Source organism: Rhizobium sp. Root1334, from assembly GCF_001426665.1.
Lineage (GTDB): Bacteria > Pseudomonadota > Alphaproteobacteria > Rhizobiales > Rhizobiaceae > Pararhizobium.
Genome location: NZ_LMEY01000006.1, coordinates 23,122 through 39,185 on the forward strand (window position 1 = coordinate 23,122; position 16,064 = coordinate 39,185).

The window sequence follows — 16,064 nt, forward strand, 5'->3', positions numbered from 1 at the left end:
GAGATGGTGATACAGCGTGCCGGTTCAGACGGGGTGGTGCAGGACGCTCAGGCCACCATCGATCGTCAGGCAGGTGGCGTTCATGAACGGGCACTCGTCGGAGATCATGAAGAGAGCCGCGAGCGCGATCTCATCGGCCGTGGCGATACGGCCGCCGGGATGCAGCTTCATTGTAGCTGCTTCGGCAGCCACGGGGTCGGGAAAACTGTTCCAGTATTCGGTGGCTTTCTGGGTCAACACATAACCCGGTGCCAGAGCATTTACGCGAACGCCCTTGGGCGCGTATTCGATGCCGAGCGACTTGGTCATGCCCAGGAGCGCATGCTTCGCCACGGGATAGGGGAATGTGTGCGGGATGATCGTGAAGGCATGGGTCGAGGCGATGTTGAGGATCACGCCACCGCCCTGTCCGATCATCCCCGGAAGCACGGCCTTCGAACAATTCCAGGCGCCCTTCAGATTGATATCAAAGCAGCGCTGCCATTCCGCGTCGCTGGTCTCCAAAGGCTCATGAAAAACATTGACGCCGGCATTGTTGATCAACGCATTGATCGAGCCGATCTCGGTTCCTGCACGGTCGACGGCCGCAGAAATTGCTGCTGTATCCGTGATGCTCGCGACGGCGTAGCCGATGGCGGCGCCATAGGCCTGCAATGCCTTTGCTTCCGTCTCCAGCAAGCCGGCATCGAGGTCGACGAGAAACAGGCTTGCGCCTTCCTTGACGCAGGCGCGGGCGATCGCAAGGCCAATGCCTTGCGCCGCGCCGGTGATCATGATCCGTTTGCCCTTGAGCCGGTCCGTCATTGCATTACTCCCCCATTACCACTCGGCAAAGCTGCCATCTTCATGGCGCCAGATCGGGTTGCGCCAGCGATGACCTTCCTTGGCCCGTTCGATCACATAGGCCTCATCAACCTCGATACCGAGACCCGGCCCCTGCGGGATCGAGACGAAACCGTCGGCATACTGGAAGACCTCCTTGTTGGAGATGTAATCCAGAATATCGTTGCTCTTGTTGTAGTGGATGCCGAGGCTCTGCTCCTGGATGAAGGCATTGTAGCTGACGGCATCGATCTGCAGGCAGGCGGCAAGGGCAATCGGTCCAAGCGGGCAATGCGGCGCCAGCGCCACATCATAGGCCTCCGCCATCGCCGCGATCTTGCGGCATTCCGTGATGCCGCCGGCATGGGAGAGGTCCGGCTGGATGATATCGACGAAGCCATCCGACAGAACCTGCTTGAAATCCCAGCGCGAATACAGCCGCTCCCCAAGCGCTATCGGCGTCGAGGTATGATTGACGATATCGCGCAGGGCCTCCTTGTTCTCTGACAGAACCGGCTCCTCGATGAACATGAGCTTGTAAGGATCGAGTTCCTTGGCCAGCACCTTAGCCATCGGCTTGTGAACCCGGCCGTGGAAATCGACGCCGATGCCAATATAGGGGCCGACCGCCTCGCGGATGGTGGCGATGGTCTGAACAGCTTTTTCAACCTTGTCGTAGCTATCGACGATCTGCATTTCCTCGCAGCCGTTCAGCTTGATCGCCTTGAAACCGCGGGCAACCACGTCCCTGGCATTGTTGGCAACGTCAGCCGGGCGATCGCCACCGATCCAGGAATAGACCTTGATCTTGTCACGAACCTGGCCGCCGAGCAGCGAATGGATGGATTGGCCGAGCGCCTTGCCCTTGATATCCCAGAGCGCCTGGTCGATGCCGGAAATGGCGCTCATATGCACGGCGCCGCCGCGATAGAAGCCACCGCGATAGAGGACGTTCCAGTGATCTTCAATCAGGAACGGATCCTTGCCGATCAGATAATCTTCCAACTCGTGAACGGCAGCTTGTACCGTCAGGGCACGGCCCTCGACCACCGGCTCGCCCCAGCCGACGACGCCCTCATCTGTTTCGACTTTGAGAAACAGCCAGCGCGGCGGAACGATATAGGTGGTCAGTTTGGTGATCTTCATCAGCGAAGGTCCTGTGTCGAAGAGAAGTGTTGGTCCGTCAGAATCGAAGCGGCCATGGCGCCGATATAACGGACAGTTATGAAGAGGCTTGCGGCTGGTGCTTCTTTACGGCGACGGCAAGGTCGCGCGCGGCCAGGGACAGCAACTGGAGAGAGCAGTTGCGGGCGGCCGCCGTGTCACGCATGCGCAGTGCCTCGACCAGCTGCCGGTGTATGTCGACAGCCTCGTCGCGCCTATCCACCACCTCGTTGGAAGCATGCAGCGAGAATTCCAATGCGACCTGAATGATGCTCGACAATTGCAGGAATACCTGATTGTGGCTGGCCTTCAGAAGACTTGTGTGGAATGCAACGTCCGCCTTGGTAAAACGCTCGATATCGCCTTCCGCGTCGCGCATCTCAAGCCAGGCGCGTTCGACATCGGCAATCTCCTGGACCGTCGCGCGTTCGGCAGCCAGTTCCGCCGCAGCCGGCTCGATCGCCCGGCGCGCTTCCAGGATGCAGTTCAAGAGATCGAATTCAAAGATTCGGGGACCGATCCATTCCAGCACCTGCTGGTCGAGGATATTCCACTCGTCCTTGCGGCAGACGACAGTACCGACGCGGGAACGCCCGCGCACCAGTCCTTTCGATTCGAGAATCTTCAGCGATTCGCGGATGACCGTGCGGCTGACGCCGTAACGGTCGCACAGGTCGTTCTCTGTTGGAAGGAAATCGCCAGCCGAGAAAATATCGGCACAGATGTCCGCGGCGATAGCCCTCGTCACATTCTTCTGGACGCGCGGCCGCCGGACAACCGTGTTGCCGGCCTCGTCCACTGATTGATCCTGTTGTCCTTCCACCGGCATCTCCATCCCCGCCGCAGCACGCTCAACACGCCTTTGGCGATGCATATCGCAGTTTGAATTGCATGGCGACCGCTGCGAACGGTCCGTCACGCTCATTCTCAATATCATACATAGATATTTCAATCATCATACAAAAGCAATTGACCAGTATGATGTTTCATCATACACAAATGATCACTGCAGGGAGCAGTTTGATTTAGGGAGAGAGACCATGCGCTTTTTAAAAGCAGCCATCCTGGCTGGCACTGTCGCCGTTTTCGCTGCTACGTCGGCCTTTGCTGCCGATGTGAAAATCGGCTTTATCGTCAAGCAGCCTGAAGAGCCCTGGTTCCAGGACGAATGGAAATTCGCGGAAGTCGCAGCCAAGGAGAAGGGCTTCACGCTCGTCAAGATCGGCGCAGAAGACGGCGAGAAGGTTCAATCGGCAATCGACAACCTTGGCGCACAGGGTGCGCAGGGCTTCATCATCTGCACGCCTGATGTCAAGCTCGGCCCCGGCATCATTGCCAAGGCTGCGGCCAACGATCTCAAGCTGATGACGGTTGACGATCGCCTGGTCAACGCCGATGGCAGCCCGATCGAAGACGTGCCGCACATGGGCATTTCTGCCACTAAAATCGGCGAAGCGGTCGGTCAGTCGATCGTTGACGAGATCAAGAAGCGCGGCTGGAACATGAGCGAAGTCGGCGCGATCCGCGTTTCCTATGATCAGCTTCCGACGGCCGTCGATCGTATCGAAGGTGCTCTTTCGGTGTTGAAGGCCAATGGCTTCCCGGAAGCCAACATCTTTGATGCACCCCAGGCAAAGACAGATACGGAAGCGGCACTCAACGCATCGACTGTCGTTCTCAATAAGAATGCCAATATCAAGAAATGGGTCGCGGTTGGCCTCAATGACGAAGCCGTTCTCGGCGCCGTGCGCGCCACTGAAACTGTCGGCATTACGGCTGACAGCATGATCGGCGTCGGCATCGGCGGTGCGGATTCAGCGATCAACGAGTTCAAGAAGCCAACGGCCACCGGCTTTTTCGGCACGATCATCATCTCGCCGAAGCGTCACGGCTATGAGACTGCGCTCAACATGTACGACTGGGTTGCCGATGGCAAGGAGCCGGAAAAGCTGATCCTGACGGCCGGCCAGGTGGCACTGCGCGACAATTATGAAGCGGTCCGCAAGGAACTTGGTATCGAGTAATCGTCGCATCAACGAAAAACGCCCGGCGGCCTTCAGCCGCCGGGCGCCCCTATTCGGAGCGCCGCTCATGCAAGACTTTCTCGAATTCAAAGCTATATCAAAAGGCTATCCAGGGGTTCAGGCTTTGTCCGATGTCTCTTTTTCCGTCCGGAAAGGGACCGTGCATGGCCTGATGGGTGAAAACGGCGCCGGAAAATCCACCCTGATCCGCATCCTGTCCGGCGATCAGGCTGCGGATGCCGGCGAAATCCGCATCGCCGGCGAACAGCAGGTCTACAAGTCCGTTCGCGATGCCTTTCAGGCCGGTGTGATCGTCATCCATCAGGAACTGCAACTGGTCGCCGAACTGACCGTTGCCGAGAACCTCTGGCTCGGCCGTTTCCCTGCCCGGGCCGGTGTGCTCAACCGGCGCAAGCTGATTGGTGTCGTGGCTGAAAAACTCACCGAGATGGGCATCGAAGTCGATCCGGCTGCCAAGGTCGCGTCACTGTCCATCGGCGAACGCCAGATGGTCGAGATTGCCAAGGCCGTCATGGTTGATGCGCGTGTCATCGCGCTCGACGAACCAACCTCATCCCTGTCTTCCCGGGAAAGCGAAATTCTCTTTTCGCTGATCGACCGGCTGCGGGCAAACGGCACGGTCATTCTCTATGTCTCGCACCGTCTCGATGAAATCTTTCGCCTCTGCGATAGCTTGTCGGTGCTGCGCGATGGCAAACTCGCCGCCCACCATCCGGATATTTCTGAGGTAACGCGCGATCAGATCATCGCCGAGATGGTCGGGCGCGAGATTGCCAATATCTGGGGATGGCGGTCCCGCCCTCTAGGGGCCACGCGGCTGCAGGTTGACAATCTTGCCGGTCCCAAACTGCCCCAGCCGATTAATTTCAGCGTCCGGAAAGGCGAAATCCTCGGATTTTTTGGCCTCATCGGTGCTGGTCGCAGCGAAATGGCCCGGCTCCTTTATGGCGCGGACTCAAGGACACAAGGCACGGTCGCGGTGGACGGAGAAACTGTCACAGCCGACAGTCCCGCGCACTCGATCCGCGCCGGTGTCGTTTTGTGTCCGGAGGATCGCAAGCTGGACGGCATCATTCAGGGCCGGTCCATCGAGGAAAACATGGCGATTTCCTCGCGCCGTCATTTTTCCCCCTTCGGCATCCTCAACCCGAAGAAGGAAGTCGAGCTGGCCGAAACCTTCATCGCCAAGCTGCGCGTGCGCACGCCGTCCCGTAAACAGGACATCATCAACCTGTCCGGCGGTAACCAGCAGAAGGTCATCCTCGGCCGCTGGCTTTCCGAGCAGGGCGTCAAGGTTTTGCTGATCGACGAACCGACGCGCGGTATCGACGTTGGCGCCAAGTCGGAAATCTACGAAATCCTCTATGACCTTGCTGCACAGGGCATGGCGATCATCGTCATATCCAGCGAGTTGCCGGAGATCATGGGCATAACCGACCGGATCATCGTCATGTGCGAAGGCCGCATGGCCGCCGAGATCGAACGCCCGGATTTCGATGAACGGCGGATACTCGCCGCCGCGCTGCCGGACGTTTCGAACGTCGCTGAACTTCCTCTTCAACAGGTACAGAGCCGATGACATCCTTGAAAAAACTCCTTCTCGGCGAACAGGGACTGGTCGTCATCTTCGCCCTCGCCTTCGCGATCGTTTCGCTGACGGTTCCCAACTTTCTGACCGAGCGCAACATGCTTGGCTTGCTGCAGTCGGTCGTCACCATCGGCATCGTTGCCTGCACCATGATGTTCTGCCTCGCCTCCCGCGACTTCGATCTTTCGGTCGGCTCGACAGTGGCGTTTTCCGGCATGGTTGCGGTCATGGCCTCGAATGCCACCGGATCAATCGTTCTCGGTCTGCTTGCAGCACTGGTTTGCGGCAGCTTCGTCGGCCTGGTCAATGGTGTGGTGATTGCCCGTTTCCGCATCAACGCGCTGATCACCACATTGGCGACCATGCAGATCGTTCGCGGCCTAGCATTGATCTCATCCGACGGCCGCGCCGTCGGCATCAACGACCCCGGTTTCTACCAACTGGCACTGTCAAAATTCCTCGGTGTGCCGACACCGATCTGGGTCATGGGCATACTCTTTGTTGCCTTCGGCTTTCTGCTGAACCGGACTGTCTTCGGTAAAAATACACTGGCAATCGGTGGCAATCCGGAGGCGTCGCGGCTGGCCGGTGTCAATGTCGTCCGCATGCGCATCTGGATTTTCATGCTACAGGGCCTGGTCTGTGGCATCGCCGGTGTGCTGCTTGCGTCCCGAATCACCTCGGGTCAACCGAATGCCGCGACTGGCCTTGAACTCTCGGTGATTTCAGCCTGCGTTCTCGGCGGTGTTTCGCTTGCAGGCGGCCGCGCCGCGATGGCTGGCGTCATTGTTGGCGTGCTGATCATGGGCATTGCCGAAAACGTCATGAACCTTCTGAATATTCAGGCCTTCTACCAATATGTGGTGCGCGGACTGATCCTGCTGCTCGCGGTTCTCCTCGATAATTTGCGCTCCGTGGCCGCCGGCCGGCGCGGCTGAGACGCGGATGGGCGAAGACGTTCTGCATCTGCGGAATGGTGATCTCTCGGTAGACGTGAGCCGCTTCGGCGGCTCGCTTCTGTCTGGAATGTATCGCGGAACACCCTTCCTGACACCAACGCCGACGGCGGGGCTTGCGTCACGCCGGTTCGGCGCGGAGGCCAGCTTCCCGCTTGTGCCCTACGGCAACCGGATTGAGGCGAACGTCTTCGATTTCGGCAGCAAGCGGTTTTCGATGCAACCCAATACCGCCGACCCCTGTTGCCTGCACGGAGACGGCTGGCTGGCCGAGTGGGAAGTCCTGTCGCAGTCCAGCTGCAACGTGGTACTGGGCTATGTCCACCATCAAAACCCGTCAACCCCCTACGCCTATAACGCCGTACAGACCGTCCTGCTGGATGGGGATGCGTTGACACTGGGGCTGACGGTCACCAACACGTCCCATGATCCACTACCATTCGGACTGGGTTTTCACCCCTTCTTCCCGCGTACGCCGCAAACCCGGTTGATGGCAAAGGCAACGCGATTTTGGACCGAGCGTAGCGGACACTTGCCTGATGCGCCCACCTCGATCCCCAACCACTTGGACTTCGCGGATGCGAGAACCCTTCCCCCGCATTGGCTGAACAATGCGTATGACGGCTGGTGTGGAGAAGCACGAATAGACTGGCCCGAGCACGGTCTGGGTCTCACCGTCACCACCGACGGCCCATTCGACTGCTTCATGATCTATTCGCCGGATGCCGACGCCGATTTTTTCTGCTTTGAGCCCATGACGCATCTGCCCAATGCCCACAATATGCCAGCAGGCTCAGGGTTGGTAACGCTGGAGCAGGGTCGAAGCCTCAGTGGCAGTATCGTTCTGCGTCCGGCGGTGCTTCCGGGTTGAGGGCTTCGGACAGCAGAGGTGGTGATCACGAAGTAGCGCTGCCTGGTCTCAAGCGTACAAACATCTGATTTCACTCTATTTGATGGGCATTCACGCTGCTCTCTAGCCGAGACCAAATCTACTGCAGCTGCGGCTTCTTCAAGAAACTGTCGCGATCAGCAGATTTGACGCGCAGCCAAGCCTCGCGGCCGTCGCGCAGTATCCTGACAGGAATTTCCGATCCTGCCTGGCCACTCTTCCAGACTTGACGGTAGAAATCCGCAAGGCCGGTAATCTCTCCATCGCGTACTTCCGCGATAATATCGCCCCCCTGCAGTCCTGCCTGCGCAGCAGGTCCGCCAGCAGCAACACTCATGACAACCACGTCGCCGTTGCTTTCCGCGGTGAAAGCACCAAGCCAGGGGCGTGCCGGCTTGTTCACTCGTCCCAAAGTCAGCAAATCGTCGAGAATGGGCGGAAGCAGGTTGACCGGCACAGCCATGTTAATGTCGGACGTGGTCCCGTTCCGGCTCATCACCAGCTTCAGCGAACCGATGCCCAGCAGCCTGCCATCTTCATCAGCGACTGCGGCACCTCCCCATGACGGATGGGCAGGTGAGACAAAGATTGCCTCGTCCAGCAGATATTCCCAATATCCGGCAAACTCCCGCTTTGCGACAATCTTGGTCGGCAACGACCGCCCAAACCCGTCTACAAAGACAACAGGGTCGCCGACACGTGTTTTTGAAGCGTCGCCGAGCGCGATGGCCGGGCCACCCAGCGCGCCGAGCGGTTGAACCAGACCGAGACCTGTCTCCTGATCATAGGCGAGCGCATGACCGGGTACGACTGTTCCGTCCGCGGTTGTAAGCCAGACTTCTTCTGCCTCGGTGATCAAGTAGCCAATTGTTAGAACCAGACCGTCTTCGCGAATAATTACGCCACTGCCTTCGCGAACCGTGCCGAGCGACCCGGCCGTGAAAGCATCATCAGGAATGGAAGTGCGAATGCCAACCATTGAACGCGTGACTGAGTTTATGTCCATTTTCGATCTCGGCAGAAGTGCATCGTAGCTCCCTTTTAGGTGGGAACGCTGATGGCATCCCGCAAGGTTGAGGAAGCGGTTATACCGGAAACACACTCCAATGCGGGGTATATCGGCGCCTCCGCTGGCACCTCAATTTTTGAAAGTACGAAGATCACGCAAGACCGGGAATGAGGATCCTGTTTTGCCGTTGATTGGCACTATGCGGACGCCGGATGCGTTATCTGCAGAAAAATCATTCGCTATCAGCCAGTCAGAAAGGAAAATTGCCCGCTACAAAGAATATAAAATCTATAGACTAAAAGTTATTGCAACATCGAACTCAGCTTTGAGAGAATCTATGCCAAAAACTCAATCCAACCCCATCGAGATCGGCGTCGAGGCTGCAGGCTTCGCACTGCCGGACGCCCATGGCCGCATCCATCAGTTGGCCGATTTTGCCGGCAAGCCGGCGCTGCTCGTTGCCTTTATTTCCAATCGCTGTCCGTTTGTGGTCCTGCTGCGTGAGGAATTCGCAAAATTTGGACGGGAATACGAAAGCAAAGGGCTGCAGATCATTGCAATCAACAGCAATGATGCAGCCGCACATCCGGAAGAAAGCCTGTCGCGCCTCGGTGAAGAAGTTGAGAACCATGGCTATACCTTCCCCTACCTGAAGGACGCTTCGCAGGATGTCGCCAAGGCCTATGGCGCCGCATGCACGCCTGATTTTTTCCTGTTCGATGCCGATCGCAAGCTCGCCTATCACGGTCAGTTTGACGACGCGCGGCCGGGCAACGGCAAGGATGTCACCGGCGCTGATCTGCGCGCGGCAGTGGATGCAGTCATCTCCGGCGCCCGCCCGGCAGCCAACCAAATTCCTTCGATCGGTTGCAACATCAAATGGGAACCGGGCAACGAACCGTCCTGGTCATCGGCTGCCTGAGGCATCCGTTTTCCGCAAGCGGCGGCATGGTCCGCCTCCGCCTTCCCCAAGTGTGTACGAGAGACGGAATGTCGTCAAAACAAACAGATCCGAGCGGATCCGACCGCCTTCAACTGGAAGCCGACGTTCTCGTGATCGGGGGTGGCCCTTCGGGGGCGTGGGCAGCGCTCGCTGCAGCGGAGAATGGCGCCAAGGTCGTGCTGGCCGACAAAGGATATCTTGGCACCAGCGGAGCCACTGCGCCGTCCAATACCGGAACTTGGTGCGTTGCCCCAGGCGAGGACCGCGCCCAGATCGTTGAACGGCGATGGCAGCGCACCGCCGGGTTGGCTGACCCTCGTTGGATGCTGCGCTGTGTCGATCGGGCCTATGAAAATCTCCTGAAGCTCGTCGAATGGGGTTACCCGTTTCCGAGCGAGGACGACGGCAAACTCTACATCGCCAATCTTCGGGGGCCGGACTACATGGCCTTCATGCGCCGCCGTGTACTTCTTGCCGGCGTCACCGTTCTCGATCAGCATCCGGCGCTTGAACTTCTGTCCAACGGCGAAACCGTGACCGGGGCCGCCGGTGTGGATCGCCAGCGACATCGTGACTGGCGCGTCGATGCGAGCGCTGTGGTGCTCGCGACCGGCGGCTGCGCCTTTCACGAGCGAATTCTCGGTGCCACGGGCCTGACCGGAGACGGCTATCTCATGGCCGCGGAGGCGGGGGCAACGCTCTCCGGCATGGAATTCACCGGCAAATATACGCTGGCGCCGCATGGCTCTTCGCTCAACAAGGGCTTGCCGTTCCGCTGGGCGACCTTCTATCGCGAGGGTGGCGCAGAGATCATCAACAGCGACGGCGAGCCCCTGCGCAACGGTATCGGCGAACGCGAAAAGGAAATCGCCCGGGCGATGATCGAAGCACCGGTCTATGCACGCCTCGATCAGGCGGAACCCGCATTGCAGGACTGGCTGCGCCAAGGGCAGCCCAACTGTTTCGTGCCGTATTCCCGTATGGGTATCAATCCGTTCAAGGATTTGTTCCGCGTCACCTTCAAGGCGGAGGGCACTGTGCGCGGTACCGGCGGAATTCGCGTTGCCACCGCCGACTGCGGCACGGACGTACCCGGTCTCTATGTGGCCGGTGATGCTGCAAGCCGCGAGAACATGACCGGCGCCGTCTCGGGCGGCGGAGCGGTCAATTCCTCCTGGGCTATTGCCAGCGGCTGGTGGTCTGGTCAGGGCGCGTCGCAATTTGCCAGGCGGCATGAACAACGGTCGGCTTTTCGCTCGGCCTCCAAACCTCTCGGTGAAGCCGGCCTACGGCCGACTGGCACGACAAAACCCGGTCTCACGGCAAGAGATGTCGTTGCTGCCGTGCAGGCGGAAGTCCTGCCGCTCGAGAAGAACTATTTCCGCGATGGCAATCGTCTGGAGATAAGCCGCTTGACGCTCGACACGCTTTGGCATGACGTCCGCCATCATCTGGCCGGTACCGGCGTCGATCGTTACCGGAGCCGCGAAGCCGCAGCAATTGCCGCAACCGGCCGCTGGTCGGTGAACGCCGCTCTTGCACGTCAGGAAAGCCGTGGCATGCATCGGCGCGCTGACTTCAAAACAAGCGATCCCGCTTTCACGCGTCCCATTCTTGTCAGCGGCGTCGATGATATCCGCGTTGAAGGCTCCCCTCCCCTACAGCACGGCAAGGAGCTTGCGTGATGATCGAGGTGATTTCCGGGAACCGCTGCATCGAATGTGACATCTGCGTCAAGGTCTGCCCGGCCAATGTCTTCGACAAGACCGGCGGCGTGCCAGTGATCGCCCGGCAGGATGACTGCCAGACATGCTTCCTGTGCGAAATCTATTGCCCGACAGATGCGCTCTACGTGGCCGAATATGCCGATGGACCAATCGCCATCACCGAGGCGGAGATCGATGAGCGCGACCTGTTTGGCAGCTATTCCCGTGCGCTCGGCTGGAAGCGTGGCAAACCCGGCGGCACGCAATTCGATCCGACACACCGCATCCGCGTCGCTCAAGTTTGAGATCGAAGGAGATCAAGATATGGACCGCATCACCGTTACCGATGTCCACAAGACATTCCAGTTGAAGCCTGGCCAGTTTGTTACCATCGATGGCCAGCCCTCCGATAGCGTTACGGTTCTCGACGGGGTCGATCTCACGATCCGCAAGGGTGAGTTCATCACGCTTGTCGGCCCGAGTGGCAGCGGCAAGTCCGTCCTGCTGGACATTATCGGCGGGCTCACGCAAGCAACCCGCGGCACGGTCGAGATCGACGGCAAGGTCATTACCAAGCCCGATCCGAAGACAGGCTACGTCTTCCAGCAATATGCCCTGTTTCCCTGGCGCACGGCGCTCGCCAATATCGAATATGCGCTGGAAGTGCGCGGTGCCACCAAGCGCGAGCGCACCGACAAGGCGCGTTATTTCCTCTCGCTCTTCGGCCTTTCGGGCTTCGAGGACAGGTTCCCCAACCAGCTGTCCGGGGGCATGCAGCAGCGCGTCGCCATCGCCCGGGCGCTGGCGGCCGATCCTGAAGTTTTGCTGATGGACGAGCCCTTTGCGGCCCTTGATGCCCAGACCCGCGAGATCCTCCAGAGTGAACTGCTACGCATCTGGGAAAAGATCAACACGACTGTCGTCTTTGTCACCCACTCCATTGACGAGGCCATCTATCTCGCCGACCGGATCGTGGTGATGACGGCGCGCCCGGGGCGCGTGAAGGAGATTATCGATATCGATCTGCCGCGCCCGCGCGACGGCGATATCCGCTCCAGCACTGAATTCAACGGCCATCGCGGCCGCGTCTGGGAGGCGCTGCGGGACGAAGTGAACAAGGCGCAGAAAGACTGGGCTCTTTCACCCGCCTACGCCGCTTGAAGACCGCACGCTGCTTAAAATAATGGGAGGCCAAGATGGCTTTTGTAACCGATAAATCCGGCTTCGTGCCTGCAGTGGCACCACGGTCTCGCGACAAGGCAGCTCCGGCACGCCGAAAGAGCCGCAGGCTTCATCTGGGCACGTTCGGCTACGGACTCCCATTGCTGATCATATTCTTCGTGTTTTGGGAAATCGCCCCGCGCCTTGGCTGGCTGAGCCCGCTCTTCTTTCCACCGCTCAGCGAAGTGCTGACCGCCTGGTACGCCATGCTGCTGGATGGCACGCTGTCGGCCAATATCGGCATCAGCCTGCAACGCGCCTTCATCGGCTTTGCACTCGCCCTTGTGGTGGCGATCCCGCTTGGGTTCCTGATGGGGCGATATTCGACGTTCGAGAAGGTTTCGGACCTTCTCGTGCAGACCCTGCGCAACACGTCGCAGTTCGCGTTGCTGCCGGTCTTCATTCTCCTGCTCGGCATCGGCGAGGCTTCCAAGATCGCCATCACGTTCTACTCATCGATCTTCTTCCTTTTGATCAACACCATCGCCGGCGTGAAGTCGGTTGATCCACTTCTGTTGAAGGCTGCCCGGTCGATGGGCACCTCCGATCTGGACCTTTTCCGAAAGGTCATCCTGCCGGCCAGCATTCCGCACATCGTCGCAGGCGCCCGGCTTGCAGTGAAATCTTCCATCTTCGCGGTGATCGGCGCCGAGATGCTCGCGGCCAAATCCGGACTTGGCTACCTCATCCAGAACTCCCAGCTGATGATGGAAACGGCCGATATGTATGCCGGCATCCTGACGATGACCTTCATTGGCCTGATCGTGAACTACCTGCTGGTGTGGTTCGAGCGCTGGGCGACCGGCTGGAAGAGCCCATCGGAATCCTCCCCCCATTAATCCCCTGTTCGACACACAACCGCCAAAGGACGACCATGACCAACACATTCACCCGCCTGCGCCGGAACCTTTTGAAGGGCATAGCCCTCACCTTTTTCGGCGCTTCCCTGCTCTCAGGCGCAGCGTTTGCCGAAGACAAGCCGGACGTGATCCGGATCGGCACCACCGCACCGGGCCATCTGAAGTTCATTCTGGGCCGCCATGACGGCGCATTTGAAAAGGAATTTGCCAAGGATGGCATCAAGGTCGAGCTGGTAGCCTTCACGAATGGTGGCTCCGAGGCCTTGACCGCGCTCGCGACCGGGGCAATCGAAGTAACCTACACCGGCAACAACCCGGCCCTGCGTGCCGCAGCCCTTGGTGCCGACGTCAAGGCCATCGGCCTGTCGAGCTTCACCAAGAATTCGTCGACCACGATCATCGTCAAACCGGATTCGCCGATCAAGACGGTTGCAGATCTGAAAGGCAAGAAGGTCGCCTTTCTGGCCGGCACGGTTCGCCATTCGGTATTCTCGAAAGCGCTGAAGACCGTAGGATTGACCACGGATGATGTTGAACCGCTCAACCTCGACTTTGCTGCATCCGGGCCTTCACTGATCCGGGGCGATGTCGATGCTGTCGTCGAATCCGACAATTCGACGTCGAAGCTGGTCGAAAAGGGCGAAGCCCGTGTCATCCTCGACAGCAACAAATATCCGGAATGGTCTGCGCCCTTTATCATTTCGGTGAACGGCGAATTTGCCAAGAAGTATCCAGATCTCGTTAAGCGCCTTTTGAAGGTTGATATCCAGCTGGCGCGTTGGGCTGATGCCCATCCCGAAGATACAATCAAAATTTTCGTCGATGAAACCAAGACATCGGAAAAGTCGGTCCGCAACACCTATGCCGATGGAAAATTCTATCAGGATCCCCGCATCACCCCGGAAGCCATCAAGGCATTGCAGGATGAAGAGGCTTTCATGGCGGAAGCGAAGCTGCTCAAAGGCTCGGTAGACTACGACACCTGGATTGACACCAGCTATCTCGACGCAGCCTATAAGGAAGTCGATTCCAACCAGTAATCCGTCTATGCTTTAAGACCGCCGGGCTAGCGTTATCCCGCTGCCCGGCGGTCGTTTGATGACCCTCAATGCTTCAAGACTGAAATGACAGCAATTCCTTTCGACCAGCGGCTGATGCCAGCGCCCGCGAGCCGCAACTTCATTGTTTTTTCCATTGCCCAATGCGTCAGTTTTTCCTGGGACTGGATAGCCGAGGTCCTTGCCGCCGGCACGTTCCTGCTTGGCGTCTCCGGTACACTCCCCGCGGTTCGGCATCTTTACCTGCCTGAACGCTTGCCCACCGCCGCGCACGAGGCTAACCAATGACAATGGTCAATGCAGCTGAAAGCGTCGAGATACAGCATTCGTCAAGCCAATCAAGGCTTGTGGCCTTTGTGGTTGCTGTCTCTTTCTTCATGCAGATGCTGGATGCAACGATCGTCGTCACCTCCCTGCCGCAGATGGCGCAGTCCTTCGGCGTGCAACCGGTGGCCATGAGTATCGGCTTGACGGTCTACATGCTGACGATGGCGGCCTTCATTCCGCTTTCCGGCTGGCTGGGAAGCCGGTATGGCGCCCGTAATGTCTTTATGGCGGCGATTGCGATCTTCGCGGTCGCATCCCTGTTCTGCGGATTGTCGGACACACTTGCGGAGTTCATTGCCGCTCGCGCGGTCCAGGGGTTTGGCAGCGCATTGATGAACCCGATCGGGCGCATGATCGTGCTACGGAACGCGCCGAAACGCGACCTCGTCAATGCCGTCGCATTGATCACCTGGCCCGCCCTGATTGCTCCTGTCATCGGGCCAGTGCTTGGTAGCGTCATCACCACCTATGCAAGTTGGCATTGGAACTTTTTCATCAATATCCCGATCGGGATGATCGGCCTTGCGCTTGTCTGGCATTTCGTGCCGCAGCAGAAGGAGGAGGATACAGCCAGGCTTGATATCGCCGGTTTCGTGCTATCGGCGCTCGGTCTCACGCTCTTGCTCGCAGGATTGGAGAGTTTCGTTCACGGGGCAATGCCGGCCACTCAGGTCGCTGCCCTGCTGGCCGCAGGCCTCGCCTTTTCGGCATGGGCCGTCCGTCATTTTCGCAGAACCAACAATCCGCTGCTCGACCTTTCTCCCTTCGCCATCCCGACCTTCGCGTTTTCGACCCTGTCGGCCGGAACCGCGTCGCGGCTTGCGATCAACGCCATGCCGTTTCTGATTCCTTTGCTTTTCCAGGTTGGTTTCGGCCTCGATGCGATTGCGACCGGGACATATATCCTGGTCTATTTCGCCGGAAACCTGGCGATGAAATCGGTCACGACGCCGCTTCTACGACGGTTCGGTTTTCGAACGATCCTTGTCTTCAATGGCGTAATTGCTTCGGCCTCCATTGCCGCCTGCGCCATCCTGTCGCCCGCGACACCTGACTTGGCAATCTACGCACTCCTGTTTATCGCAGGTCTATCCCGATCCATGCAGTTTACCGCATTGAACACGCTGGGCTTTGCCGACATTACGCCGGCACAACGCAGCTCGGCATCGACGCTGTCGAGCATGCTGCAGCAGTTTGCCATGGTTCTCGGCGTTGCCGTTGCCGCTGCGGTTCTCAGCATGTCGCAACATCTGCGCGGGGACGTGGTTCTGGCGCTTGCGGATTTCCGATGGTCGTTCGTCGCGATTGGGGCGATAGGACTGATTGCGTCGCTCAGATTTTTCAGCCTCCAGCATAACGCCGGTGCCGAGGTGTCGGGGCACTCACCGAAATGAACGGAGAGCCGCTGGCTGCAAATCGCCAGCAGTCTTCCATTCTTTCGGCCCCTAAGCCAGCCATTGTATCAGCGCATATCCC

At 58.9% G+C, this 16,064-nt stretch carries 16 protein-coding genes; 12 read left to right on the forward strand and 4 right to left on the reverse strand.

Going from position 1 to position 16,064, the window contains the following annotated elements; translation table 11 throughout:
• Window positions 1–24: 24 nt before the first annotated feature.
• From ASD36_RS10855 to ASD36_RS10865, 3 genes are all read right to left on the reverse strand, one after another.
• A complete protein-coding gene (locus tag ASD36_RS10855; protein ID WP_060510212.1) occupies window positions 25–804 on the reverse strand; it encodes an SDR family oxidoreductase in 780 nt (259 codons plus the stop codon).
• Between the two features lie 15 nt (window positions 805–819).
• Window positions 820–1,968 carry a galactonate dehydratase gene (dgoD, locus tag ASD36_RS10860; RefSeq protein ID WP_060510214.1) on the reverse strand — a complete coding sequence of 383 codons (1,149 nt, stop codon included), beginning with the start codon at window positions 1,966–1,968 and terminating at the stop codon, window positions 820–822.
• A gap of 76 nt (window positions 1,969–2,044) precedes the next feature.
• A complete protein-coding gene (locus ASD36_RS10865; protein ID WP_082562739.1) occupies window positions 2,045–2,821 on the reverse strand; it encodes a FadR/GntR family transcriptional regulator in 777 nt (258 codons plus the stop codon).
• A gap of 205 nt (window positions 2,822–3,026) precedes the next feature.
• On the opposite strand from ASD36_RS10865, the gene ASD36_RS10870 reads away from it, so the two are divergent.
• The 4 genes from ASD36_RS10870 to ASD36_RS10885 all read left to right on the forward strand — a co-directional run bounded on the left by ASD36_RS10870 (window position 3,027) and on the right by ASD36_RS10885 (window position 7,446).
• Entirely contained in the window at window positions 3,027–4,010 is a 984-nt protein-coding gene (locus tag ASD36_RS10870) for an arabinose ABC transporter substrate-binding protein (RefSeq protein WP_060510216.1), read from the forward strand.
• A gap of 67 nt (window positions 4,011–4,077) precedes the next feature.
• Window positions 4,078–5,610 carry an L-arabinose ABC transporter ATP-binding protein AraG gene (araG, locus tag ASD36_RS10875; RefSeq protein WP_060510218.1) on the forward strand — a complete coding sequence of 511 codons (1,533 nt, stop codon included), beginning with the start codon at window positions 4,078–4,080 and terminating at the stop codon, window positions 5,608–5,610.
• A complete protein-coding gene (gene araH / locus ASD36_RS10880; protein WP_060510220.1) occupies window positions 5,607–6,557 on the forward strand; it encodes an L-arabinose ABC transporter permease AraH in 951 nt (316 codons plus the stop codon). The genes araG and araH overlap by 4 nt, the downstream gene beginning before the upstream one ends.
• Before the next feature lie 7 nt (window positions 6,558–6,564).
• Window positions 6,565–7,446, forward strand: coding sequence for an aldose 1-epimerase (locus ASD36_RS10885; protein WP_060510222.1), 882 nt, complete (start codon window positions 6,565–6,567; stop codon window positions 7,444–7,446).
• A gap of 118 nt (window positions 7,447–7,564) precedes the next feature.
• Here the strand turns inward: ASD36_RS10885 and ASD36_RS10890 are convergent, their stop codons facing one another.
• The gene (locus ASD36_RS10890; RefSeq protein ID WP_060510224.1) at window positions 7,565–8,470 is read right to left on the reverse strand and encodes a S1C family serine protease; all 906 of its coding nucleotides are present in this window, start codon (window positions 8,468–8,470) and stop codon (window positions 7,565–7,567) included.
• A 340-nt stretch (window positions 8,471–8,810) separates the two neighbouring features.
• Between ASD36_RS10890 and ASD36_RS10895 the strand changes: the two genes are divergently transcribed.
• The 8 genes from ASD36_RS10895 to ASD36_RS10930 all read left to right on the forward strand — a co-directional run bounded on the left by ASD36_RS10895 (window position 8,811) and on the right by ASD36_RS10930 (window position 15,982).
• Complete coding sequence (locus tag ASD36_RS10895) at window positions 8,811–9,395, forward strand: thioredoxin family protein (protein ID WP_060510226.1); 585 nt, start codon at window positions 8,811–8,813, stop codon at window positions 9,393–9,395.
• Between the two features lie 68 nt (window positions 9,396–9,463).
• Complete coding sequence (locus ASD36_RS10900) at window positions 9,464–11,101, forward strand: FAD-binding protein (RefSeq protein ID WP_060510227.1); 1,638 nt, start codon at window positions 9,464–9,466, stop codon at window positions 11,099–11,101.
• The gene (locus ASD36_RS10905; RefSeq protein WP_060510229.1) at window positions 11,101–11,427 is read left to right on the forward strand and encodes a ferredoxin family protein; all 327 of its coding nucleotides are present in this window, start codon (window positions 11,101–11,103) and stop codon (window positions 11,425–11,427) included. The genes ASD36_RS10900 and ASD36_RS10905 overlap by 1 nt, the downstream gene beginning before the upstream one ends.
• Before the next feature lie 19 nt (window positions 11,428–11,446).
• Window positions 11,447–12,283 (forward strand): ABC transporter ATP-binding protein, encoded by an 837-nt coding sequence (locus tag ASD36_RS10910; RefSeq protein ID WP_060510231.1) that lies wholly within the window; start codon window positions 11,447–11,449, stop codon window positions 12,281–12,283.
• A gap of 35 nt (window positions 12,284–12,318) precedes the next feature.
• The gene (locus tag ASD36_RS10915) at window positions 12,319–13,182 is read left to right on the forward strand and encodes an ABC transporter permease (RefSeq protein ID WP_082562740.1); all 864 of its coding nucleotides are present in this window, start codon (window positions 12,319–12,321) and stop codon (window positions 13,180–13,182) included.
• 35 nt (window positions 13,183–13,217) lie between these two features.
• A complete protein-coding gene (locus ASD36_RS10920) occupies window positions 13,218–14,243 on the forward strand; it encodes an aliphatic sulfonate ABC transporter substrate-binding protein (protein WP_060510233.1) in 1,026 nt (341 codons plus the stop codon).
• An 84-nt stretch (window positions 14,244–14,327) separates the two neighbouring features.
• On the forward strand, window positions 14,328–14,549 hold the full coding sequence (locus ASD36_RS10925; RefSeq protein WP_060510235.1) for a hypothetical protein: 222 nt from the start codon (window positions 14,328–14,330) through the stop codon (window positions 14,547–14,549).
• Window positions 14,546–15,982 carry an MFS transporter gene (locus tag ASD36_RS10930; RefSeq protein ID WP_060510238.1) on the forward strand — a complete coding sequence of 479 codons (1,437 nt, stop codon included), beginning with the start codon at window positions 14,546–14,548 and terminating at the stop codon, window positions 15,980–15,982. Before ASD36_RS10925 ends, ASD36_RS10930 begins: the two co-directional genes overlap by 4 nt.
• Window positions 15,983–16,064: the final 82 nt, after the last annotated feature.

What these genes read in the sequence shown, in the direction of transcription:
- ASD36_RS10855 (WP_060510212.1), bottom strand. Translation starts at nt 804, where the DNA reads ATGACGGACCGGCTCAAGGGCAAACGGATCATGATCACCGGCGCGGCG.
- dgoD (WP_060510214.1), bottom strand. Translation starts at nt 1,968, where the DNA reads ATGAAGATCACCAAACTGACCACCTATATCGTTCCGCCGCGCTGGCTG.
- ASD36_RS10865 (WP_082562739.1), bottom strand. Translation starts at nt 2,821, where the DNA reads ATGGAGATGCCGGTGGAAGGACAACAGGATCAATCAGTGGACGAGGCC.
- ASD36_RS10870 (WP_060510216.1), top strand. Translation starts at nt 3,027, where the DNA reads ATGCGCTTTTTAAAAGCAGCCATCCTGGCTGGCACTGTCGCCGTTTTC.
- araG (WP_060510218.1), top strand. Translation starts at nt 4,078, where the DNA reads ATGCAAGACTTTCTCGAATTCAAAGCTATATCAAAAGGCTATCCAGGG.
- araH (WP_060510220.1), top strand. Translation starts at nt 5,607, where the DNA reads ATGACATCCTTGAAAAAACTCCTTCTCGGCGAACAGGGACTGGTCGTC.
- ASD36_RS10885 (WP_060510222.1), top strand. Translation starts at nt 6,565, where the DNA reads ATGGGCGAAGACGTTCTGCATCTGCGGAATGGTGATCTCTCGGTAGAC.
- ASD36_RS10890 (WP_060510224.1), bottom strand. Translation starts at nt 8,470, where the DNA reads ATGGACATAAACTCAGTCACGCGTTCAATGGTTGGCATTCGCACTTCC.
- ASD36_RS10895 (WP_060510226.1), top strand. Translation starts at nt 8,811, where the DNA reads ATGCCAAAAACTCAATCCAACCCCATCGAGATCGGCGTCGAGGCTGCA.
- ASD36_RS10900 (WP_060510227.1), top strand. Translation starts at nt 9,464, where the DNA reads ATGTCGTCAAAACAAACAGATCCGAGCGGATCCGACCGCCTTCAACTG.
- ASD36_RS10905 (WP_060510229.1), top strand. Translation starts at nt 11,101, where the DNA reads ATGATCGAGGTGATTTCCGGGAACCGCTGCATCGAATGTGACATCTGC.
- ASD36_RS10910 (WP_060510231.1), top strand. Translation starts at nt 11,447, where the DNA reads ATGGACCGCATCACCGTTACCGATGTCCACAAGACATTCCAGTTGAAG.
- ASD36_RS10915 (WP_082562740.1), top strand. Translation starts at nt 12,319, where the DNA reads ATGGCTTTTGTAACCGATAAATCCGGCTTCGTGCCTGCAGTGGCACCA.
- ASD36_RS10920 (WP_060510233.1), top strand. Translation starts at nt 13,218, where the DNA reads ATGACCAACACATTCACCCGCCTGCGCCGGAACCTTTTGAAGGGCATA.
- ASD36_RS10925 (WP_060510235.1), top strand. Translation starts at nt 14,328, where the DNA reads ATGACAGCAATTCCTTTCGACCAGCGGCTGATGCCAGCGCCCGCGAGC.
- ASD36_RS10930 (WP_060510238.1), top strand. Translation starts at nt 14,546, where the DNA reads ATGACAATGGTCAATGCAGCTGAAAGCGTCGAGATACAGCATTCGTCA.